Here is a 22,339-nt window from a genome sequence, read left to right on the forward strand (position 1 = left end):
TGTCCCTTCCTTTTTGCCCCGCGGCGGGCGCCGCACTCTCCCGCGCTCCGCAGAGCGCAACTCACCCTCTGGAGGACTTCCGATGCACCATAATATAAATGACGACCGGCGCACCAAACAGGGCTGTCACTGTGCTGATACTCAGCTCCGTCGGTGCAAACACCGTCCGCGCGATGAGATCGCACAGCAGGCAGAATCCCGCACCGCCGAGAAAGCACGCCGGTATCATCAGGATCGGTTTTGCCGTGCCGAACAGGCTTTTCGCAAGATGCGGAACCGCGATGCCGACGAACGAAATCGGTCCGGCAAACGCCGCTACACACGCCGAGAGCACGCTCGACAGCAGGATCAGCACCACGCGGAACGCGGTGATATTGACGCCCATACTGCGGGCATACCCCTCTCCGAGCTGGTACGCACCGATCGGCTTGGACAGCAGGAACACGCACACGAGCGACACCAGCACCACCGGCGTCATCACGCGGATATTGTCCCAGGAAATGCCCGAAAAGCTGCCCATCGACCAGTTATGCAGGTTGACAATATTGGAATCCTCGGCAAAGGTAATGACGAAATCCGTCACCGCTGAGCAGATATAACCGATCATCACGCCGCTCACGACTAGCAGCGGCATCTGCCGCACGCGCTGCGCGATGAGCAGCACAAAGCCCATCGAAAGCATGGCTCCCGCAAAGGCAGCTGTTATCATGACAGCAGAGCCGAGCACGCGCCCGCAGGACAGCGCGCCGATCATCGTCAGCGCAACCGTCAGCTTGGCGCCCGAGGAAATACCCAGCACGAACGGTCCCGCGATCGGGTTGGCGAAAAAGGTCTGCAGCAGAAAGCCGGAGACCGACAGCGCACCGCCGAGTAGAATGGCCGCGAAGATACGCGGCAGACGAATCTCCCACACGATGACCGCATTGTCGCCGCTGTGCGTCAGCAGAATCTGCGCGACCTCTCGTACTGACAGGTGCAGGCTGCCCGAGTTGACATTCCACACGAACAGCACGGCCAGCAGTGCCAGAAGCACGGCAAACGCGCCCGCATAACGCATTTTAGGCTGCGGTTTCATGGGAAATCCTCTCCTTTCAGGACAGCTTGTGTAAGTATTTCAGTGTGGACGGGTCGCCGTCTGCAATGACGGTATGGAAGTCGCGGATCAGCTCGTCCAGTTCCATTGTGGACTGGTACAGATTCTTCTCTGTACACCACACATTGCCGGTTTTCACGGCCTTGAAGTCCGCAAGCAGCGTACTTTTTTCCAACAGCTGGTCAAGCGTCTGCAGCTCACTGTCGATTGTGGCGTTGTAGATCATCACATCCGCGTCCCTGGCTCCGGCGTAAAAGCTTTCCATCTGCATATTGACGGTGGACTTTGCCGTATCGTCCGTCAGATCATCAAAAATGTATTTTCCTCCTGCCAGACTGAGCATCTCCGCGATATAATCCGTGGATTTGCGAACATTGACCGCACCGTTTGACGTAATGTAAAAGAACGAAACCGTCTTGCCGGCTGCCGGCTTCTGCAGGATGTCTACAATGCCGTCCACCTTATCCGCAAACAGCTTTTCCGCCTTGTCCTCGCAGCCGAGCAGCGTACCGTACACCTTGATCCACTCCATGCGGCCGAGTGCGTGCGGCTCGTAGCTGGAACGCTCGACAAACACCGGAATACCCAGCTTTTCGAGCTGCTCCTTGACCTCGGGCGTATGGTAGATCATGGTATTCTCAATGGCAAGATTGCAGTCAGCGGAGTAGATGGTCTCGTAATCCGGCGCGCTGTACTTGCCCGCATAGGTGATCTTGCCGTCCGCCATCGCCTGCTTGGCTTCGTCGATGTACCAGCCGTCCTGCCTGGTGCCGGACAGTGCAATACTGTCCAGCGCATCCAGTGCAACGAACTGGTCCATGACACTCGAGGAGACCAGATAAATGCTGTCCAGCGGCTGCTGCAGCACCACGATATCTGCGTCCAGACCGTCCGGCACGGACGCGTTTTCCGGAACGACCAGATAACGTGCGTCGTCCTTCACGGTAATGAGCGAATAGCCGCCGTCATAGTGATCGACCGAGAAGCACTCGGCATACTCCAAATCCACGCTGTCGGTCGGCTGCATGTCGCTCCACGAGACCGCCGCCTGCGTCTGTGCGGTCGATTGCCGGGCAGTTCCGCAGCCGGACAGACCGCCGAGCAGCAGTGCCGCACTCAGGCACCATGCTGTAATTCTTCTCATTTTGCTGCCGAAGCGATGGACGCAGAGTCAAAACGCAGCGTGTACTCGATCTCGTGCGGCTCACTCATTGCGGTAGTGTCGGCTACGACCGGCATCGCCCAGTCAAAGCCCGCAACCGGAATTTCAAACGTGGAGTGCTCATTTTCGATCACAGCATCGTACTTTTCGTCGTTCACCTTCATGTAATCGTAGTTTTTGCTGCTCCAGATAATCTTAGCCGTCACCTTGCCGCCCGAAACGGTCAGCGCTGCAGGAGATTCCACGCTTGCACGGCCGGAGCCGCCGGAAAGCGTTACGTCAGCGGTGTAGGTGCCGTCTGCGAGAGACAGGCTCTCAGCGGTGGTCATTACGCCGTCTGCCAGTGCGTCTGCCGGCAAAGAGTCCGCGCGGAACACCAGGGTGCGGTCGTACCACTTCTCCTTCTTCTTGCTGAAGGCTGCGCAGTCAATTCCCTCATCGAGCGCCTTAACCGGAACGGTAAAGCTGTGTGTGCCGTCGGCTTCCTCGGTGAACGGAATGTAGTCGGCCTCCTCGGCAGCGGCAGCCTCCTCGCCGGTGCCCATGTAGACGTACAGATAACCGGTACCGCCCATGTGCATCTTAGCGGTCATTTCGCCGTTCTTGACGGTCAGCTCGCATGCGGTAACGTTGAACATGTTGGAGCTGGAATCGACGGTTACATCGTAGGTGCCGTCCTTCACTTTGTCGCCGGTGATCGGCGTCATGCCGTCCTCAACAACGTCCTCGACACCGGCCATATCGGACGCAGAAGCGACCTGAGAGGTGGTGCTGCTGTCCTGCGCGGAGGTATCCTGCTGGGTGCTGCCGCCGCAGGCGGAAAGCAGCATGAATGCCGCAAATACGGCGCTTAACAGTGCTTTTTTGTTCTTCATTGTGGTTTCTCCTTTGTTTTGCGATATAAACGGGATTTTGATGAATGGCTGCCATTCGGGGCATTTGCGCTTGAGAAGCGAACGGAATCTTGCCTACCCGGCAGGGGCACAAGAGGGTAGACACCAAGGTTTCCACCCTCTTGTGAATCACCCCTTTCCTAAGAGAGCACAGTGGTTGTTCAGAACTGAGACTATAAAGGAACGGCAGAGGATTTTTTCTTCCACAGGACGCACGATGTGCGTTCATGTATCCGCATATTCGCAATGTCAGATACCGTACTGCTACACATGTGGGTTACTCTACGCAGCGTGCGGCATAACCGTGCCGCACAAATCGTTAATCTGGATATTACAGACGGCACCTGCGAATTACGCCTATCACGTTCTCTTCACTCTCAACGCTTCACTCTGGGTATAATTCTCCATTTTCAATTCTCAATTCTGCACACCGAAATAGACAATCAAAATTTCCACAAAAACAGGGTCCGTCCGCATTCCACGGTCCGGACCCTGCTGTTTACTTGATTTACTTCAGGGAATCAATCGCTGCCTGTGCGTGTGCAACAAACAGATCCTGGATTGCCTGCACAGAGCCAAGGCCCTCAACTACGGTGGTTACCTCGAAGCCTGCCTTCTCAAACTCGGTCTTCCAGGAGCCGTCCTCGTCGCCTGCCATATCGTTATTGGCGTGGTCGCCTGCAACGATCATCAGCGGACGCAGAACAACCTTCTTATAGCCACCTGCCTTAACGGCTGCGATTACGTCATCGAGGGACGGAGTTGCCTCAACAGTGCCGACAAAGTAGTTATCGTAGCCTGCGGCCTTGAGGGTCTCCTGCATCTTGGTGTAAACGCTGTTGGAATCCGCCTCGGTGCCGTGACCCATGAAGCAGATTGCGGTCTCGCCGTCGTCATACTCCTTGGTTGCGTCTACGATGGCATTCATAACCTTCTGGAAGTCATCGTCAGAGGTCAGCAGCGGATCACCGAGCACGATCTTCTCGAAGGAATCCGAATAGCCTGCCAGCTCATCCTTGAGGTCGTTGTACTCCAGACCGTTCATCAGATGGGTCGGCTGAACAACCAGGGTCTTTACCTTGTTAGCTACGGCGCGGTCCAGTGCCTCGGTTACGTTGTCGATCTTCTCGCCGTCACGCTTATTTACATGGTCGATGATGATCTGGCTAGTGAAGCCGCGGCGTACCGCGTAATCCGGGAACGCCTTCTGCATAGCCTTCTCGATGGCGCCGATGGTCTCACGGCGGCTGTCGTTATAGCTGGTGCCGAAGCTGACTACGAGCAGCTCGGTATCACCAATTTCATCCTGATTCAGCGGATCGTCCAAGGAAGCGTCACCCGTTTCATAGTTTTCGTCCGGATCGGTCTGATCCTGCGCATCGGTCTGTGCAGTGGTGTTATTGTCCTTCGTGTCGTCCGCAGCTGCGGTCTTGCTGCCGCCGCAAGCGGTCAGCATGGACATCAGCATGCCGGAAACGATCAGCATAATGCCGAGCTTCTTCAGTTTGCTTACTTTGCTCATGGTTTTCCTCCTTCGTTTTGCTTGCAAAGCGAAAGCGCACACTTTGAAAGAAAAAGGGTACGGAAAACACACAGTCCCCCCATCAATATATGATGAAAGGGACTGCTTGAATCAAAAATCATGCGGTATCAGTACAATCAATAACTCGTGACCCGGAAGCAGCTTCCCGTACCAACAGACCGGCAGGTTTCCTGACTTGCGGCTCTTAAGGCAATACCGCATAATTGCACAAGAGCGATTTGCGAGTAAATTCTGCGTACTGACGAGGCGTGGTTTTGCGGTAATACTTGATGTATTACCGTGAAATCACAACGAAGTCAGGACACAAAGTTTCCGCAAAGCGCCGCAGCTTTCATCATGCGATGTTGCCTTAGAACTGCCGCCTTCCCGATACCGCAATATCAGTGACGTAAATGGCAGTCCATTCCCCGCTTACAGTGACGAGATCGTGCAGGATTTGCACCTGCTTCCCTTTTACCCGCTGTCCTGTTCGAAAACATACAGCGGCACCGACTGTTCGCTTATTTACTTATTGCGCGGAAAATTCCCGCATTGCACGAGTATTATACTATATTTAACCGTCAATTACAACCGTTTTCCGGAGAAAAACGCGCGCTTATGTCTCCTGCGGCCGGAAAACCTTTTTCCGCACGATCAGGTAGCACACAAAGTGCGCCAGGATGGTCAGTATCCACGAGATCGGGTAGGACGCATACAGGATGAACAGCGTATGCTGCACGCGAAAGACCGTAAAAATCCAGATGATACGGAACACACATGCGCCAATCAGCGAGACGATCATTGGCAGCATGGAATAGCCCAGACCGCGTATTGTGCCCGCGAGCACATCCATCATGCCGCACAGGCAGTAGGTGACGCTGATGACCGACAGGCGCTGCATACCGAACGAGATGACCTCCAGATCATCCGAGTAGATGTGCAGCAGATGATTGCCGAGCAGATGTGCGCCGTTGCCGAGCACCAGACCGATCAGTGTGACGATGCACATGCAGCGCACGAGTGTCTGGTCGATGCGGTGATAATTCTTTGCACCGAGATTCTGACTGGTGAAGCTGATGGAGGTCTGATAGAGCGCGTTCATCGAAATGTACACAAACCCCTCAATGTTGGCGGCTGCCGTGTTGCCCGCAACCGTTACTGCGCCGAAGCTGTTGACCGAGGACTGAATGAGTACGTTCGAGATATTGAAGATAACGCTCTGCATACCGGCAGGCAGACCGACCTGCATGATTCTCAGGAACTTATCCATGTGGAAGTGCAGACGGCGTAAGTCGAGATGGCACATGCCGTCCGATTTTACAAGGCACAGCACGGTCAGCGCCGCAGAGACACACTGGCTGAGTACGGTGGCGATCGCAGTTCCGGCAACGCCCATGCCGAGCAGGCACACAAACAGCAGGTCGCCGAGGACGTTCATCACGCCTGCCGCCATCAGGAAGTACAGCGGACGCCGGGTATCGCCCACGGCACGCAGCACGGCTGCACCGAAGTTGTAGATCATGGTTGCCGGCATACCGATGAAGTACACTTGCATGTACAGCACGGCCTGGTCGATAACCTCGTCCGGTGTGGCCATCAGCGTTAGCATAGGACGTGCGAGCACAACGCCGAGCACGATCAGTATCGTGCCGCCGATTAAGCCGGTGAGCAGCGCCGTCTGGATGGTCTGCTGTACGCCGTCGTAATCCCGCTCGCCGTAATGCCGTGCGACAAGCACGTTCGCGCCGACCGAAATACCAATGAATGAGTTGACCAGCAGGTTGAACAGCGAGGTGGTCGAGCCGACCGCCGCCATTGCATTGCTGCCCGCAAATTTGCCGACTACGACAATGTCGGTCGCGTTGAACAGCAGCTGCAGCACACCCGAAAGAATCAGCGGCAGCGAAAACAGCAGGATTTTGCTCAGCAGCGGACCGCTGCACAGGTCCATCTCGTAGCTGCGTTTCATTCGTTGAAGCACTTCCCTTCTTGCGTAAAGTTTTCCTATTGCCTATATTATCTATCGGAATATCGGTGGTGTCAATGGGTGATTGTGCTTCGGGAGTATTCATGGTATAGTAAAGCCACAGTAGAATGATAAATCGGGATTTGTGGAGAGATTTCCTGAACTTTCCTTATTTTTCAAGGCTTACAGCCTCTTAGATAGTGAAATGATATGTATTTTCCCTTATCTTTGCCCTTATGCGGAATCCGCAAGGGAAATAAGGGAAATTTTTAGTTAAGCATTGCTCACTACTTTATCAAGAAGTCTTGCGGAATCCCGTTTTGCTTTTCTTGTTGAGTGAGCGTAAATATTCATTGTGGTACTGACATCAGAGTGTCCTAACAGTTCCTGTACATCTTTCGGTGCAGCCCCATTGGAAAGCAGATTGCTGGTGTAGGTGTGACGTAACTGGTGGAAATGGAAATCTTCAAATCCTTCCAGTTTCTTTGACACTGATCTGCATACAATGCTGAGTGTACTCGGCAGTTCCAAAGAGCCATCCGGTCTTAAGCAGACAAAGGAGATTTCTTTGTAATCTGCCGGGACTTCCTGCGTTCCGTCAAGGTGATAGTATTCATAATAGACTCTGTTTTTCACATGAACTTCTTTGTAGTAATTGCGGTGATATAATTCGCCATACTGCATCCGGTTTTTGAGTTGTTCCTTTCTGGCAGCTTTCAGTATTTCAGTCAGGGTATCGCCAAAATCAACAATCCTAACTTTTTTCCGCTTCGTTGGTCCAATAATGTTTTTGTGTTTCATGCCGTCGTAGCGGATACTGCGTTTTATGGTCAGGCATTGTTCCTCAAGGTTAATGTCCTGCCATGTAAGACCACAGGTTTCTCCGATACGGAGCCCGGCATAATACGCAATCTGAATCGGTAGAATGGCAGGTGGGTTTTTCTTTTCCAGATACTTGATAAGTTGCTCGTAATCATCATGCGAAATCGGTTGTGTGCCTTCTTCCACTTCATCATCGGAAAAGAGGTCAACTTCCTCTGCCTGTCGTTTCAGTTTGATATATTGCATCGGATTGAAACTGATTAGTTGTTTTGGAAATACTGCAAAACGGAATGACTGCTGTAACACTGCGGAAAAAGAATGGATATAATCTTTGCTGTATCCCTTTCTTACTTTCCCGTCTGGAAACTCACCACCGAATGTAAGCAGATCAAGAAATGCCTGTAAATGTTCGGCAGTAACTGTTTTCAGTTTGCGGTCTGCAATCGGGTGTTTTTTGATACAGCGGATTGCACCAAGATAATTTTCCACTGTGCCGTTGCTGAGTGTCCCGGTTTTCAGTTCTTCTTCCGCCCACATATCCAGAAGCTCTCCTACCGTAAGGCTGTCTGCCTTTGCGACAAACTTCTTATTTTCGTAATCTTCCAGTGCTTTGCGGAGAAGTTTTTCCGTCTCACTTTTACTTTCGGTTCCAGCATATTCTTTCTGAACCATTTTACCGCTTGCATCTTCTACATAGAAGCGATAGTACCATTTTTTTCCTTTTTTTCTAACAGATCCTTTTGCCATAATTGTATTTCTCCTTTCGATATCAGACAATCGGAACTGTTGAAATGCTTCTTGCGTGTAAGTATATCACAACTCCGGTTGTCTTACTATACCGATTCAGAATCCTCATACATAACTTCGGATAAAAGATTGGCAAGTCTTTGTTCGGCTGCTTCCGGTTTCTTTGAATAGAGCCTTATCACATCTGCCATATCGTTAAATGCGTTGACAGTATGTGTGATCTCTCTGAGAAACATAATCTCATTATATTCATCTTTCGATTCGAATCCCATTACTTTGGCAATGTCCGCATCTTTGGTACTGCCTTTGTAATTTTTACAGGCGAACTGAAACGAATCCAGAAACAGTTCATATTGCTTTAACATTAACAGCAGTAAGTCTTTAGAAAAAGCGTCTTCTGTTTTATTAAGATCAAGAGGTAACTGTTTGAGAATATCGCCCATCACATCACGAATCTGCAATTCCTTCTTATCCGTAATATCAGTTTCATATTCATCGGTTTCCCCTTTGAGCCATTCAATCGATACATGAAGTGCTTCCGAAAGGCCTTCCAGTACCATCTTTTTGGTATTGTCAATCGAACCATTCTCATAACGCAGGATTGTGGAAGCGGTAACTCCCATCTTCTCTGCGACATAAGGCTGTGTCAGATTTAATTCGAGACGGCGCTGTTTTGCCCTGCTGCCGATCAGCTTGCGTAGTTCTTTATCTTTCATGCTGATGTGCCTCCTTTTTCGGTATGTCATTACTATACCACGCAACAAAATATATTGCAATATGCAATTTATAGAAAACGAATGAAATTTCATAATGCTTGACAAAGCAATATAAACACGCTATACTGACAGCACAAATGAAATTGCATAATGCAATTTAAAAGGAGGTGGTCATATGACACAAAGAAAGATTGCCTTATCTATTGAAGAAGCTGCTGATTATACGGGAATCGGCAGGAACACCCTGAGAAAACTGGTGGAATGGAAGAAACTTCCGGTATTAAAGGTTGGGAGAAAAGTCCTGATCAAAACGGATATGCTGGAACTTTTTATGGAAGCCAACGAGGGCAGAGACTTGAGGGATAAGGGAAATGTGAAAGCAGTCACAAGAAACGGTTCAACTTAAAAAAGCGGTTCCCGAAGAAACCGCCAAAGGTTCTATCAGACCGGAGTCATGATATACCTACACGCAAACAGATTATACCATGTACTTCGTCTGACAGACAACAGGAAACTTATGTTTGGAAGAAAAAGAAAGGACGATGATATTTATGGCAAGATCAACAAAGAGTTATGAGGAGCGTATGCTCCAGTTGGAAAAGAAAGAACAGGAAAGCCTTGAGAAAGCAAAACAGTATGCAGCACAGAAACGGGAACTGAAGAAACGTCAGAAAGATGTGGAAACTAAAAAGCGGACACACAGGCTCTGCCAGATTGGTGGTGCGGTGGAATCGGTGCTGGGTTCTGCGATTGAGGAAGATGATATCCCAAAGCTGATCGGCTTCTTAAAAAGGCAGGAAGCAAATGGGAAATTCTTCTCAAAGGCAATGCAGAAAGAGCCAGTTGCGAATACGGAGGAAGTGTAATGCCGGAGGGAGTGGATTTTCCATTCCCTTCATTGCTTTTTCATGAAGGGCGCACTTATGGACAACCAGAGGTCGTCCGTATAAGTTTGCCACAGGTGGCAACCGGTCTGCGCTTATGCTTGCCGGGCTCGTTCCGTCGGCGGGGCTTTCAGCCAGACCTGCTCATGCCGCAGGAGGCACTCTTCGCCAGAGGGGCGCATTCCATGCAGGCTGTTATGCACAGGGCACTCTTACGCAGAGGGCGTTCCGGCAGATACCATTTTCTTTTTGGGAAAACGTTACCTGCCGGAAATCAAAGCCGGATACGGCAGAAAGGGGGAAACGGAGCATGGCGATTTTTCATTATACAGTAAAGATTGTTGGACGCAGCAAAGGGAAATCCATCATATCAGCATCTGCGTATCTCAATGGTGATGTGATGAAAAATGAAGAAACAGGCAGGATCAGCTACTACACTGCCAAAAAAGAAGTCGTTTATACCAGCCTGTTGATGTGTGAAAATGCACCACAGGAATGGCTGAACGTACCTGCTGAAAATATCAGACGGTTTCAGAAATCTGCCCGATATAAAAGAGCAGATAACAAAGATGCTGCACTGGGAAAATTTAAACTTACTTTTCAGAAACAGCGTTTATGGAATGAAGTTTTGAAGATTGAGAAGACCTCGGATGCACAACTCGGCAGGTCATTTGAATTTTCGCTTCCGAAAGAATGGAGCCGACAGGAACAGATTGATTATACAACTGAATATATTCAAAAGACCTTTGTAGATAAGGGAATGTGTGCGGACTGGAGTATCCACGATAAAGGAGATGGAAATCCCCATGTGCATTTACTTGTGACGATGCGACCATTCAATCCAGACCACTCATGGGGGAACAAAGAAATCAAGGATTGGGAGTTTGTCAGAGATGAAAATGGAAATATTGTGGTGGATGAATCCCATCCGGACTGGTGGCAGGATAAAAAGAACCCTGACCGTCATGGAATCCGAATCCCCGTACTTGATGAAAATGGAGTCCAGAAAGTCGGGACAAGGAACCGCAAACAGTGGAAACGTGTATTAACCGATGCTACCGGGTGGAACAATCCGAAAAATTGTGAGCTATGGCGGAGCGAATGGGCAAACGTCTGTAATGCACATTTGAAAACGGAAAATCACATTGACCATCGTTCTTATGCAAGGCAGGGAAAATTAGAGATACCGACGATCCATGAGGGCGCAGATGCCAGAAAAATTGACGAGAAATTTCAAAACGGACAGACATCCTCTACTTCATGGAAAGTAGAGGAAAACCAGATCATAAAAAGACAAAATGCACTGCTGGATAAAATACAGATTTCTTTTGGAAAAGTATCCAGTGCATTAACACAATGGAAGGAGCGATTGCGTGACATTAGAAGAAAGCCGGGAAGTCATTCCCATGATGGAGACAATGATAAACCAGATCGAGGAACAGCAGAATCTTATGGCAGAGATGGTACAGGAATTGCAGGAACGGGACAGGCAGCTCCTGTCTTTTCAGGAGCAGAACCAGAGTTTAAAAAGCTTAAACAGCGAATTATCCAGGCTGCTAAATCTTTTGCCAGATACAGAAGAACTGCTCTCACAGATCGAGCAACAGAAAACCAGAATCGAACAGTTGGAAAACGAGAATCAGCAATGGCAGGAATTAACGCAGAAGCTGAACAACGAGAACAGCTTATTGCAGAAACAGAACAGCGAATTGCTGACCTTAAACAGCAGATAGAGAAAGCGAGGGAGATCGATGAGCGAATGCAGAAACTTAGAGAACGTCGGGCAGGTGGAAGAACTTCTGCTGATGACCGAACAGATGCAGGACGAACTGGATCAGAAAGACCAGACAATCCAGGAACTAAACAGGCAGCTAAGCGAATCGCTGACCTTGAACGAGAAATTGAACAGCGAAAACAGAGCCGAGAATATCGAAGCATTGCGGACAAGATTAAGGCAAACAGAGGAACGATTGACCAGCGAGACAGACAGCAGGAAAAGAGCCGACGCAGAAGCCGTGGCATGGAAATTTAAGTATGAAAAAGCAGAGCAGGAAAAACTTTATGCACAGACACACCAAAAGACGGTAGAGGTAGCTGTTGAGAAAAAAGTGCCTTATGAGAAATGTGAAAAATGTGACCGTACTGCTTACCGGAAAGCAAAAGAAAAATGCGATAGCCGTAAAAGCCAGTTAGAAAAGAAATATAAAAATATGACGATTGGTTATGAAAGTATCTTGTTTCTACTGGCATGGTACAGCATAACAACAACACTGTTTACTGCGATTCTTTCGCCGGTTTTCCTTAACGACTGTATCGTCTTTTTCGGTGCGTTAGGAAAAGGAATGGGAAGTTTATTTCGGGAGTTTGTGACAGGTGCAGACTCTTTCGGACAGTTAAGCAGTGGAATACCTAACAGTATTCTTTCCGGGATTGTGTACTGGCTGATTGCCGGTACTGTCATGGCAATTTTATTCGTAATAACCGGGTGGCTGATAATCGGGATTGGTTATCAGGTAGGAAAAATCTACCGGAAATATTGTTGGGATATCATCAGTATCGTGGTAGCGATAACGAGTACAGCTGTTGTAATTTACTTTGGAGAATGGATTAAAAACGCTAATCCGATAAATCTTATTGTATTGCTATTACTGTCGCATATTATTTATATTGGAATCAGATGTTATGTGAAAGACTGGATGGAAGAACGAGGATATTATTAAAAGAGGACAGGGAAATTTCATAATCTTCCTGTCCTTAGTAAGGGACTATTGATTGTTTATATAAAGAAAAAGTATATAAATAAATCTTGACAATTAGTACGAACTCGGGCTATAATACAAAAGTCCGGATTCGTACTAATTTAAGGAGGAAAAAGATGAGAAAAGATAATAATATGATAATACAGTTGCAACGATATTATGCTTTATGGAAAGAATGTACAGCAATGTATGAGGAATGGTCAAAGGATCAGGGACTGTCTTCAAATGGAGTTTTTGCTTTGCATTCATTTTATGAAAGTAATGGAAGATGCACGCAGAAAATGATAAGTGAAAAATGGAATATACCTAAGCAAACGGTAAATACGATACTAAAAGATTTTCAGAAAAAAGGATACATCAATATGGTATCTGATGATTCAGACAAGAGAAATAAGCTGATATGCCTCACAGAATCAGGAATGGAATATACGAAAGATATCATAGAAAAACTGCACTCAAAAGAAATATATGTAATCGAAAAAATGGGATTAGAGAATATAGAAAGTCTTAATGATAATACAGAGCTGTTTATCAGACTTTTCAAGGAAGGAGATTGTAAGAAAAATGAATCATAAATCATTATTTTTTAAATATGTTATTCCATCTATTATAGCATTTGCATTATCAGGAATATATGCGATAGTGGATGGATATTTTGTAGGCAATACCATAGGAGATGCTGGACTTTCGGCTATTAATATTGCATATCCGATTGAGGCTTTGATTCAGGCTCTTGGAACAGGAATTGGTATGGGAGGAGCTGTTTATTACTCAATTAATGCAGCAGAAAAGAAAGGAAAACGGGCAGAAGAATTTATTGCTACAAGCTGGTGGCTTCTTGTAATAGTAAGTGTTATCAGTACCATAATTATTTACTCCTTTTCGTCTAAAATTTTAGGATTGCTTGGAGCAGATGGAATTATATTAACAAATGCGACAGATTATATCAAAATTATAGCACTTGGAGCAATATTGCAGATTCTTGGAACTGGAATGATGCCATTCATTAGAAATTATGGAAACTCTTTCTGGTCAATGTTTGCGATGGTTGGTGGATTCATAACCAATATTGTTCTGGATTTTATCTTTGTATGGATATATGAAATGGGCATGAAAGGTGCAGCCACAGCTACAATAGCCGGACAGGGTGTGACTGCAGCAATTGCAATCATATACGCATTATATAATAAAAAGTTTTATGTGTATGTATCCTTAAAAAATGTAAAAGAAATGTGTGGCGCTATATTCAGAGTAGGTCTTGCACCATTTGGGCTAGCATTGACTCCTAATATTTCATTGGTGTTTATAAACCGATTCTCCGCTTCTTATGGGGGAGAAAAAGCTATTGCAACTTATGCATGTGTATCCTATATTATCTGTATCATATATCTCATATTGCAGGGCGTAGGTGATGGAAGTCAACCTTTAATGAGCCGTTTTTATGGTGAGAAGGATCAAGAAAGCCTGAGAGGAGTTCAGAGAATGGCATACATTTTTGCAATAATTCTTGCTGTTTGTGGTGGAATTATCATGTATGTAAACAGAGCAAATATTGGAGGGGTTTTCGGAGCTTCTTATGAAGTAAGTATTGAGATTTCTAAAATTGTACCTATATTTTTAGTGTCATTACCATTTGTTGCGATTACCAGAATAGCGACAGCTGGATTTTATGCTACTGAAAAAAGTGGATTGTCATACATTCTTACATTCATTGAACCAGTATTGATGCTGATATTTATGCTTGTTTTACCACCTTTATTTGGTGGACAGATTATGATATGGTGGAGTACGGTATTGGCACGTGTTTTTTCAGCGATTCTGGCATTCATACTAATAAAATATTGCGAAAAGGGAGATTTGCAATATGGAATACAGAAAATTTAACAATCAGATAGTAGCAAGAATAATCTAGGTTTATCTATTGTATTTTTAAGGACAGCCTCATAGCAATAGGGCTGTCCTTTTAAAATTATGAAGCTAATTTTTAATAAATTCTAGTAGATTTTGATTGGAATAATCATAACTCTAATGAATCTTCAGCATCTACCCACATCTGTAAATTCCCATCAAGATATAACCTTGCATATTCTAATGGCTCATCGATTGCAAGCGATGTCAAAGCACAATCAGATCCAGGTGTGGTTCTTAAATTTTTTTCTGCTTCCCAACAATCAATACGGAGTATATAGCCCGTATTAGTATATACATCAATGCTGTTGCACTGTGGATTGTATTCTGCAAATATTGTTCTCATCGTATCCCATCTCCTTATCATTTAATCAATCAGTAGTAGCAAAAATTAAGAAGCATTTCAATCAGTTCACCATGTCACTTTTATTTTGTGTTATACTGTCTTATAGATTTTTCTTGCCCTTGTATTTGCCCTTATCAGAGTGCATAAACACTGATGGGACGATATAACACAAGGGAAATAATAAGGGAAAGCTCACCTGCGACAAATCCAGTGTTTTCAAGGGGGTGCGAAGAATTTAATAATAAAATATAACAGTTATTAAATTTCTTAAAACAGGTGAAATCTCAATCGGGATTTGTGGAGGAGAGTAATTTGCTGGTATTAAATAAATTAGAGCGGTTGCTAACGGTGTGCTTTAAACCCAAAGAAAATTATACGAGGAGCGAATTATTAAAAGTCAATGAAAAATAACAATAAAAAAACACTAAAGAAATTGGCAATCCTTGTAATAGGTTCTATAATTGCGGCTTATGGAATTACACTTGCACTGTATGCTGGATTTGGCGGAGCTACGCTTGCGGTGCTGTGGCAGGGGATTGCAAGAACATTTCACATAAGCATTGGCACAGCATCTTTTGTTGTAGCATTGGGAATGATTTTGTTTGCGCTCATTTACGATAAAAGTCAGATTCATATAGGAACTGTGTTGTACCAGATTGTATACAGTACCTGTGTAGATTTGTTTGCTAACTGCCATATTTACAGTACCTATAAGTGGATCAATTTTTTAATTATGTTGTTAGGAGTGGTTTTGTTTGCTGTCGGAACAGGACTATATGCGTCGGCATCCCTTGGTAGAGGCTCCTATGAGGCAGTCACTTTTGCTTTAGCAGAAAAAAATCACTGGCAGATTAAATTTGTCCGAATGGCATTGGATATTTTGGTTGTTGTTACAGGTGTTTTGTTTGGCGGAAAGTTTGGTGTATGCACGCTTATTACAGTTATCATTTCAGGCCCAATTATCCAATTTGTTAATGCGAAAGCAAAACAAGTTTTAAAGATATGATAGTAAAGAAACTTACAACTTCCAGTTTAATCAAACAAAGAAATTATCGGAGAGGAAAATAAGGAATTGGAAAGCGAAAAGAACGTGATTGCAGATAAAGCAGCATCCAAGGAGACGATTATATGAAAAAACGCCTGTTATCTGCCGTTTTGGCGCTGGTTCTATGTGCTTATCCCGCTATGGCTGCTGATTTCGGCACGCTGACGATCTCCTCTGTCCGCGAGGTCATAGATGATTCTGTACTGTATGAGCTTGCCGCAGCGGACGAACCCAGCACGCTCACCTTGCGCACACCGGACGGTGAAACCGGTTCTCTGACATTTGACGGCACAGAGTATCACTTGCAGCCGTGCGGACAGACCGACGAATTCACCTATTCGGTTTTGTTTTCCGCGGACGGCGAAAACGCCTATGGTCTCCCCTACACCGAATGGTTTATGGCCGATTCCGACATTGGGCAGCACATTTTTGATCCGGTGACCGAGTGGGACGCCCGGCATATCTGTTCTGTGCCGCGCTGGCGCGACTGCGGTACACTGCGCCTGACCGGACAGAACAAACTCAAGCCGCCGTATGCGCTGCTGACGCGCTTTTTTGCAATCCATCGAGACCAGACTTCCGCCATTTCTCTGAAAATGCAGCCTGCTCTGGGACAGCCCCTGTTCCTTGCATACCATAACGGAACTTACACGCTGACTGAGACCGATCCGGACCGGTTTATCCGCACCGAGTGGACACAGCTTGTGCCGCTGCCGACGAATGACCTGCGCACGCTGTCCCTCACGCTGATCAACGCCAGCGGCGAACAGCGCCCGCTGTTTACGTTTCCGCATCCGGTAACGTATCTGACATTACCTTCTATTGTGTAACAATCAAATTTGCAGGAGAGTCCCCCACTATGATTAGAGAATTACGAAAAGCAGATATCAATCAAGTTGCCGATATATGGCTGGATACCAATATAAAGGCACATTATTTTATCCCTGCCCAATATTGGAAAAGTAATTTGGAGCTTGTGAAAGAACTGCTGTTGCAGGCAACTGTCTATGTCTATGAGGACAATCAGAAGATACAAGGATTTATCGGGCTGAATGGCGAATATATTGAAGGCATTTTTGTTTCTGAAGCAATGCAGTCGCAGGGTATCGGTAAAATACTGCTGAATTATGTAAAGAATACAAAAAGCAAACTGATTTTGAATGTATATCAAAAAACACACCAGCAATATCTTTTTATCAAAGAGAAGGATTTGAAATTCAGTACAGCGGCCTGGATGAAGCTACCGGAGAAAAAGATTATAGAATGGCGTGGCAGCAGAAGTAAAATACAGTTTTTCAAACAGTTATAGAAACACAAACCCCCGTCAAAGACGGGGGCAGCTTGTCGAAAAAGTCAGATTTCTATTTTGTGCTTCGTGCGACAGCACGCATAAAATAGAATTTGCGCAGCAAATTCATAAAAACCGGGGGGCGTGGTCCAGACCACCCTCTCTTGCCGCTATGCGGCAATTCACCTTGTGTACCTCGGTTTTTATACAAGGGAAGAAAAATTGTGTCCGGAGGACGCGGTTTTTCTTCAGCATTCGATCGAAAGCGTGGTTTCGATCGAGAGGCTGCTCGAAAAACGATAGTTTTTCGACAGCCTCAACCCCCCGTCAAAGACGGGGGGTTGTTATACCTGAATCGCAAAAAGAAAGAGTGGAAAGCGCTTCACTCTCCACTCTTAACTCTATTAAAATTACTTGCTCTCCAGCAGACGAGTCGTCTCGGAAGAATCGATCAGATTGGTCATGCTGCGCAGGCTGATGCCCAGCGTAGACAGGTTGTGCATCATCGCAGATGTTGCGGGAGCCAGCACGCCGGCAACGCCCAGACCGATCAGCGAACCGTTAAAGCCGATTACGAAGCGGTAATTGGAGTTGATACGGCTCATCAGACCCCGTGCGATACGGCGCAGCGCAACCAGCTCAAACAGATTCTCGGCTGCGATGGTGATGTCCGCAATCTCACGGGCGATGGCAGCGCCGTCGCTGATGGCTACGCCAACGTTAGCCGCCGACAGCGCCGGAGAATCGTTGATACCGTCGCCGAGCATGATGACCGTATGGCCTGCCGCGCGTTCCTGCTCGACAAAGTTTGCCTTGTCCTCCGGCAGAACCTCAGCGCGGTAGTCGTCCACGCCGACCTCAGCCGCGATAGCCGCTGCCGTGCGCTCACTGTCGCCGGTCAGCATGACTGTACGCTTGATGCCGAGGGCGCGCAGCGCCTTCATCACATCGTGGGCCTCCGGACGAAGCGGGTCTGCGATGCAGATAACGGCCGCCAGCTCACCGCCGATGGCCAGATACAGGTGCGAGAACTCGGGCGGGAGTGCATCATACTTCTCCTGCTCACCGGCCGGAACCGTACACTTTTCATCCTCGAAGATAAAGTGTGCACTGCCGATAACGACCTTCTTGTTTTCAACCATGCTGGAAATGCCGTGCGCTACGATATACTCAACCTGCGAGTGCATTTCCTCGTGCGCCAGATTGCGCTCACGCGCAGCGCGGACAACGGCGTTCGCCATAGAGTGTGGGAAATGCTCCTCCAGGCAGGCTGCAACGCGCAGCATGTCGTCTTCGGAACGACCACCGAACGGAATAACCTTGGCAACCACCGGGCAGGCGTGCGTCAGCGTGCCGGTCTTGTCGAATACAATGGTATCCGCCTGCGCGACAGCCTCGAGGAACTTGCCGCCCTTGACCGTGATATGATACATGCTTGCCTCACGCATGGCGGACAGAACCGCCAGCGGCATAGCCAGCTTGAGCGCGCAGGAGAAGTCAACCATCAGCACGGACAGTGCACGGGTGACATTGCGGGTCAGTGCGTAGCTGAGCGCACTGCCGACCAGCGTGTACGGCACCAGCTTGTCCGCCAGATTGGCGGCATGGCTCTCAGCAGCACTCTTCAGCTGCTCGGACTGCTCGATCATGGAAACGATCTTGTCGTAGCGGCTCTCGCCGGAGGACTGTGTGACCTCGATCACGCAGTCGCCTTCCTCGATGACCGTGCCGGCGTAAACCTGCGTACCCGGACGCTTTGCAACCGGCATGGATTCTCCGGTAAGCGATGCCTGATTAACCATGACTTCGCCTTCAATAACCTCACCGTCCAGCGGGATGACGCTGCCCATGCGAACCAGAATGTGGTCACCGACAGCGATGTTGGACAGCGGTACAAGTACCTCTGCGTCATCGGTCTTGAGCCATACGCGTTTTACGTTGAGCGACATGCAGCGTGCCAGATCGTCAACCGACTTTTTATGCGTCCACTCCTCGAGCAGCTCGCCAATATCCAGCAGGAACATAACCGAGCCTGCCGTGGAGAAGTCCCGGCGTACCATCGAAACACCGATGGACAGCGCGTCGAGCAGCTCAACCTTCAGCTCTCTGTGAATCAGGCGCTTGAGACCGCGGCCGAGGAACGGCAGCGACAGCCAGATCGTGCGTGCAATCTGCAGCGGCGTTGGCAGGAACAGCGTGCAGGCAAACTTCGTAATAACCTTGCCAACCAGCTTTTCCTGATACTCACGGTTGAGCGCACGGCCGCTGTGGGTCGGCGTCAGCGCCGTGACAGACGGTGCAGTATAGTTAAACTGAGCGATCGCGCGGATGATATTCTCGCGGTCACCGATGTAGCGGATGACAGCACAGCAGGTGCGCTCGTGCACGGTTGCGCTGAGTACACCCGGCTGATTCTGCAGATACGCCTCCAGCAGATCAGCCTGCTCCAGCGTCATGCGGTACTGCTTCATGCGCACGCGAAGCCGTCCGCGGCTTTCGTGTTCAATGAATGCTTTCATAGTAAAATTACCTCCAGCTTACTTCCGGTAGATAGGAAAAGAGGGGCTCTGCCCCTCTTTGATATTCGTCCCATGAAAACCGGGAACATGTGCCTCGGTTTTCATTCCCTAAGAGGGAGAAAGCTTCCGAACGGGAACTTTCGGGCGACTTTGGAACGGCTCACAGTCCGTTCTTCCTGTCCGCCAAACCACGGTTTGGCAACAGGTTCTTATGCCTCAACCGGAGCAGCAGTCGGGTCCTCATCGGTCAGCTCAACCTCAATGTCTGCATCCTCAACAGCAGCAGCCTCTGCCTCAGCAGCGCGCTTCTCGTTGATCTCCTCTGCGGAAGCGAGGATGTCGCCGACGTTCTCCTTAACGCAGTCAACGGTATTCATAACAGTATCCTTCATGCGAAGAACCGCTGCGGTAGCATGGGTATATACGTTCTTAGCATCCTTGCTGCTCAGCAGCTTGATACCTGCGGAACCGAACAGAGTGCCACCAACAAATACGGCGATGTCCTTGTAAATCTTCTTCATAATATGTTCCTCCTATCAATCTCACTTGCGCTTACAGCCGGTAATCATCGTCATTACCATGCAGAACAACGCGGCCCATGCCCAAAAACGATGCTGCTTCATACAGTACACCTCCAAACATGGTGTGTTTTTTGTTTGCGATTATCATATCACAATTTTCCCTGCTTGTCGCACAGCTTTAGACATGAAACGCACGGAATCGGACATTTTCGCAGTTTGTTGCCGCTAATTTTTAGTTTTATCGTCAAAATAGTTGCATTTTGCTAACTTTTTCGAGCTTGTCGGCGGTACTGCGAGGGCGTCAGCTGATAGCGGCGCTTGAACGCCACACCGAACTGACTGGCGCTGTTATAGCCGACCGCCGCTGCAATATCCACGATGGAGAGCGGACTCCGATGCAGCAGTTCGGCAGCATGCTGCACCCGCTTTTCAAGCAGATACTGGTGGATCGGACGACCATAGGTCTGCCGAAATATATCCTTCAGGGCGGTTGGCGAAATGCGGAACCGTGCAGACAGCTGGTCGATCGTAAGCGGGTCGGACAGGTGCGATACCATATACTCTTGTACCTGCCTCACTGTATCGGTCAGATAGTGATCGCGGGAGACGGATTCCGGCGGTATCGTCAGCAGCGGACTGTCTGTACTGATGAGGTACAGCAGCTCAATGGCCTTGATTGCACTGTAGGCGGCTCTGTCCTGCTCCGGAACGGACTGCAGTGCCGCAGCCAGACTATCAATCCACACCGCGCTGCGCAGCACTACGCAGCCCATATGCGGAGTGACTCGTGCTTTGATTCGTGCTGCGTTGACCGTCAGACGGCACGGTGCCGCTGCGCTCTGCTCGATGAGCACCAGCTCACCGCTGAACAATCCGTCCGCGACCGAAAGGCTCTGCACACTTGCGCCGAGCAGCAGCAGTACCTCGTGCTCATGCAGAAACACTTGCCGCCCATTGGTCATGGTCAGCCGCAGACCGCCCTGCCGGCAGAATAGCACCTCGCACGGCACCTCGGATGGCTCCGCAGGCATGGCCGGCGGCACGCTCAGCGCGCAGTCAAAATCGCACACGCGCACGCCATCCATCGGCTGGGTCCAGCGTACGCAGCCGGACAGCGATGCGCCGGTATTCGGTTTGAGCAGAGTTTCCAGCACTGCGATTTCCTCCGTTGGTATATATCGGTTTATTAGGTTAGATTTTGCTAACCTATGTTGAAAAGCAAAGCCGCTGCAAAGCGGCCTTACTCTGCTCATTTATGCAGAAAGGAAAACAGTCCCTTTTTCTCATATCGCTCCTTGGAAAAGGACGTAACGGTGTAGCCGGTAGCGTTTACCGCATCGCGGACAGCCTGCTCATCGAGATCCTGCTCAGTGAGGATAACCGTCTGCCCCTTGCCGTGAGAGGAAGTGACCTTCTTCACAGGAAATGCCTTGCGAACCGCATCGTTGACATGGCTTTCGCACATGCCGCACATCATGCCGTCAACGCCGAGAGTAATTTTCAACATGGGTGTAATGCTCCTTTTGTACCCGAGCTGGTTAGCTTTTACTAACTAACAATATATCACGAAATATCGCAGATGCAAGGGGGAATCCTTAGTTTTGCGTAGGAGTTTGCTCATGCAGGATTCGCCGCACCCGCGGCAGGGGCAAGAGGGTAGACACCTGCGGTTTCTACCCTCTTAACTCCCGTTTCCCTTTATTTCTTAGTCTGGCGCAGACCAGAGACCGGCGACCGCTTCGATAATGGGGAACGGCAGAGGATTTTTTCTTCCGTATCTTTCTCAACCTGTTCGCAGGGTCAGATAGTATTCTGCTACACAGACCGGAAAGTCTGCGCAGGCGCGACATAACAGTGTCGCGCAACTCTTTGGCGCGTTGTACCGCACGGCACCTGCGGATTAGGCATTTGGTACAATTTATCCTCGTAGGTGCTGTCTATCATAACGCGCTAACGAGTTGCGCGGCACGGTTATGCCGCGCCTGCGTAGAGTAGCCCGTCTGTGTAGCAGAACGGTATCCAGCACTGCGTATAGGTTTCGGCATGGGAGCACACTGTGCTCCCCTACAGAAGAAAAAATCCTCTGCCGTTCCCCATATTTCGGAGCGGTCACATATCGGTAATCTGCGCCAGGCTATCCACGGGAAA

Annotated in this window: 21 protein-coding genes and 1 riboswitch; of the genes, 9 read left to right on the forward strand and 12 right to left on the reverse strand. The window is 48.5% G+C overall.

Going from position 1 to position 22,339, the window contains the following annotated elements; all coding sequences use genetic code 11:
• Positions 1 to 61: 61 nt before the first annotated feature.
• The 7 genes from DXB00_RS07325 to DXB00_RS07355 all read right to left on the reverse strand — a co-directional run bounded on the left by DXB00_RS07325 (position 62) and on the right by DXB00_RS07355 (position 8,921).
• The gene (locus tag DXB00_RS07325) at positions 62 to 1,075 is read right to left on the reverse strand and encodes a FecCD family ABC transporter permease (protein WP_110435734.1); all 1,014 of its coding nucleotides are present in this window, start codon (positions 1,073 to 1,075) and stop codon (positions 62 to 64) included.
• Between the two features lie 16 nt (positions 1,076 to 1,091).
• Positions 1,092 to 2,237, reverse strand: coding sequence for an ABC transporter substrate-binding protein (locus DXB00_RS07330; RefSeq protein ID WP_118729247.1), 1,146 nt, complete (start codon positions 2,235 to 2,237; stop codon positions 1,092 to 1,094).
• Positions 2,234 to 3,130: a hypothetical protein gene (locus tag DXB00_RS07335; protein WP_118729248.1), complete on the reverse strand. Its 897-nt coding sequence runs from the start codon at positions 3,128 to 3,130 to the stop codon at positions 2,234 to 2,236. The genes DXB00_RS07330 and DXB00_RS07335 overlap by 4 nt, the downstream gene beginning before the upstream one ends.
• Before the next feature lie 526 nt (positions 3,131 to 3,656).
• Positions 3,657 to 4,670, reverse strand: a complete 1,014-nt coding sequence (locus tag DXB00_RS07340) for a sirohydrochlorin cobaltochelatase (protein ID WP_442861141.1) — start codon at positions 4,668 to 4,670, stop codon at positions 3,657 to 3,659.
• Positions 4,671 to 4,834: 164 nt separating this feature from the next.
• A riboswitch (cobalamin riboswitch) is annotated at positions 4,835 to 5,199 on the reverse strand.
• 87 nt (positions 5,200 to 5,286) lie between these two features.
• On the reverse strand, positions 5,287 to 6,639 hold the full coding sequence (locus DXB00_RS07345; protein WP_118729249.1) for an MATE family efflux transporter: 1,353 nt from the start codon (positions 6,637 to 6,639) through the stop codon (positions 5,287 to 5,289).
• Between the two features lie 270 nt (positions 6,640 to 6,909).
• On the reverse strand, positions 6,910 to 8,205 hold the full coding sequence (locus tag DXB00_RS07350) for a tyrosine-type recombinase/integrase (RefSeq protein WP_117347818.1): 1,296 nt from the start codon (positions 8,203 to 8,205) through the stop codon (positions 6,910 to 6,912).
• Between the two features lie 86 nt (positions 8,206 to 8,291).
• Complete coding sequence (locus tag DXB00_RS07355; protein WP_117347817.1) at positions 8,292 to 8,921, reverse strand: helix-turn-helix domain-containing protein; 630 nt, start codon at positions 8,919 to 8,921, stop codon at positions 8,292 to 8,294.
• A 175-nt stretch (positions 8,922 to 9,096) separates the two neighbouring features.
• Between DXB00_RS07355 and DXB00_RS07360 the strand changes: the two genes are divergently transcribed.
• The 6 genes from DXB00_RS07360 to DXB00_RS07390 all read left to right on the forward strand — a co-directional run bounded on the left by DXB00_RS07360 (position 9,097) and on the right by DXB00_RS07390 (position 14,448).
• Positions 9,097 to 9,327 carry a helix-turn-helix domain-containing protein gene (locus tag DXB00_RS07360; protein WP_002578307.1) on the forward strand — a complete coding sequence of 77 codons (231 nt, stop codon included), beginning with the start codon at positions 9,097 to 9,099 and terminating at the stop codon, positions 9,325 to 9,327.
• 115 nt (positions 9,328 to 9,442) lie between these two features.
• A complete protein-coding gene (locus DXB00_RS07365) occupies positions 9,443 to 9,787 on the forward strand; it encodes a hypothetical protein (protein ID WP_431733225.1) in 345 nt (114 codons plus the stop codon).
• Positions 9,788 to 10,115: 328 nt separating this feature from the next.
• Positions 10,116 to 11,837, forward strand: a complete 1,722-nt coding sequence (locus tag DXB00_RS07375; RefSeq protein WP_009243741.1) for a MobA/MobL family protein — start codon at positions 10,116 to 10,118, stop codon at positions 11,835 to 11,837.
• Complete coding sequence (locus tag DXB00_RS07380; protein ID WP_021369328.1) at positions 11,821 to 12,525, forward strand: DUF6040 family protein; 705 nt, start codon at positions 11,821 to 11,823, stop codon at positions 12,523 to 12,525. The genes DXB00_RS07375 and DXB00_RS07380 overlap by 17 nt, the downstream gene beginning before the upstream one ends.
• A 155-nt stretch (positions 12,526 to 12,680) precedes the next feature.
• Positions 12,681 to 13,139 carry a MarR family transcriptional regulator gene (locus tag DXB00_RS07385; protein WP_009243743.1) on the forward strand — a complete coding sequence of 153 codons (459 nt, stop codon included), beginning with the start codon at positions 12,681 to 12,683 and terminating at the stop codon, positions 13,137 to 13,139.
• Entirely contained in the window at positions 13,129 to 14,448 is a 1,320-nt protein-coding gene (locus DXB00_RS07390) for an MATE family efflux transporter (RefSeq protein WP_002595210.1), read from the forward strand. The genes DXB00_RS07385 and DXB00_RS07390 overlap by 11 nt, the downstream gene beginning before the upstream one ends.
• A 133-nt stretch (positions 14,449 to 14,581) precedes the next feature.
• Here the strand turns inward: DXB00_RS07390 and DXB00_RS07395 are convergent, their stop codons facing one another.
• Positions 14,582 to 14,839 carry a DUF6061 family protein gene (locus DXB00_RS07395; protein WP_009321643.1) on the reverse strand — a complete coding sequence of 86 codons (258 nt, stop codon included), beginning with the start codon at positions 14,837 to 14,839 and terminating at the stop codon, positions 14,582 to 14,584.
• 379 nt (positions 14,840 to 15,218) lie between these two features.
• Between DXB00_RS07395 and DXB00_RS07400 the strand changes: the two genes are divergently transcribed.
• The 3 genes from DXB00_RS07400 (at position 15,219) to DXB00_RS07410 (ending at position 17,172) form a co-directional block, all read left to right on the forward strand.
• A complete protein-coding gene (locus DXB00_RS07400; RefSeq protein ID WP_021885137.1) occupies positions 15,219 to 15,824 on the forward strand; it encodes a YczE/YyaS/YitT family protein in 606 nt (201 codons plus the stop codon).
• A 122-nt stretch (positions 15,825 to 15,946) separates the two neighbouring features.
• Positions 15,947 to 16,693 (forward strand): hypothetical protein, encoded by a 747-nt coding sequence (locus DXB00_RS07405; protein ID WP_118729250.1) that lies wholly within the window; start codon positions 15,947 to 15,949, stop codon positions 16,691 to 16,693.
• A gap of 29 nt (positions 16,694 to 16,722) precedes the next feature.
• Positions 16,723 to 17,172, forward strand: coding sequence for a GNAT family N-acetyltransferase (locus DXB00_RS07410; RefSeq protein ID WP_442861142.1), 450 nt, complete (start codon positions 16,723 to 16,725; stop codon positions 17,170 to 17,172).
• Between the two features lie 389 nt (positions 17,173 to 17,561).
• Here the strand turns inward: DXB00_RS07410 and DXB00_RS07415 are convergent, their stop codons facing one another.
• From DXB00_RS07415 to DXB00_RS07430, 4 genes are all read right to left on the reverse strand, one after another.
• Positions 17,562 to 19,670: a heavy metal translocating P-type ATPase gene (locus DXB00_RS07415; protein ID WP_118729251.1), complete on the reverse strand. Its 2,109-nt coding sequence runs from the start codon at positions 19,668 to 19,670 to the stop codon at positions 17,562 to 17,564.
• A gap of 209 nt (positions 19,671 to 19,879) precedes the next feature.
• Positions 19,880 to 20,191 carry a DUF6110 family protein gene (locus DXB00_RS07420; RefSeq protein WP_116705070.1) on the reverse strand — a complete coding sequence of 104 codons (312 nt, stop codon included), beginning with the start codon at positions 20,189 to 20,191 and terminating at the stop codon, positions 19,880 to 19,882.
• Positions 20,192 to 20,454: 263 nt separating this feature from the next.
• On the reverse strand, positions 20,455 to 21,345 hold the full coding sequence (locus DXB00_RS07425) for a helix-turn-helix domain-containing protein (RefSeq protein ID WP_158578289.1): 891 nt from the start codon (positions 21,343 to 21,345) through the stop codon (positions 20,455 to 20,457).
• A 95-nt stretch (positions 21,346 to 21,440) separates the two neighbouring features.
• The gene (locus DXB00_RS07430; RefSeq protein ID WP_116705072.1) at positions 21,441 to 21,698 is read right to left on the reverse strand and encodes a heavy-metal-associated domain-containing protein; all 258 of its coding nucleotides are present in this window, start codon (positions 21,696 to 21,698) and stop codon (positions 21,441 to 21,443) included.
• Positions 21,699 to 22,339: the final 641 nt, after the last annotated feature.

It is taken from the genome of Butyricicoccus sp. OF10-2 (assembly GCF_003481925.1).
GTDB lineage: Bacteria > Bacillota > Clostridia > Oscillospirales > Butyricicoccaceae > Agathobaculum > Agathobaculum butyriciproducens.